Annotated in this window: 1 protein-coding gene; it reads left to right on the top strand. The window is 53.4% G+C overall.

All coding sequences use genetic code 11. The features are described 5' to 3' along the window. Positions 1-444 (top strand): hypothetical protein (locus NW844_RS13145; protein ID WP_414336284.1); only part of this gene is annotated, 444 nt, incomplete at its 5' end. Between the last annotated feature and the right edge of the window lie 73 nt (positions 445-517).

Raw genomic sequence — 517 nt, 5'->3', positions numbered from 1 at the left:
AAGATCCAATCGTTTCGGATGAGTGCAGAGAGCCAGCTCTTGGTGGCCGGCGATGGCGATGGTTTTGTCTTAGAGGATTTCTTGGGTGTCGCTGCTCTGGCTCCAGCAGGAGTGGGGGTTCTATCGCTAATACTCGCTTTAAGTAGGAAGAGGCGTCGGCTGACCTTTGACCGCTCCCTCAACCAGATCCTGGTGGAGTACCTCACTCCCTTTGGTGTAAGGGGGCGGAAAACTTATTCCTTCAGAGATGTTCAGCAAGTTGTAGTTGAGAGGTCAACAGATTCCGATGGCGATAGTTATTTTTCGGTGAAGGTGGAGCTGGCATCGGGAGAGCCTTTGTTGCATCTCAGTTTCGGTTATGACAATGGCAAGGCAAGGGCGGAGGCGGAGCAATTGGGCCAGCTTTTGGGGTGTCCGGTAAGGCTGCCGGAGGCAACGTCTTAGGCTTAGCCTATTCTGAGCCCCCACTTGGGTTTTTGGGGACAAGCCCGGCCAAAGCTGAGACAATAACACCTGT

This window comes from Synechococcus sp. H55.2, from assembly GCF_047462495.1.
GTDB lineage: Bacteria > Cyanobacteriota > Cyanobacteriia > Thermostichales > Thermostichaceae > Thermostichus.
Note: the sequence above shows the minus strand (reverse complement) of the source record. Positions and strands in the feature narration are given on the sequence as shown.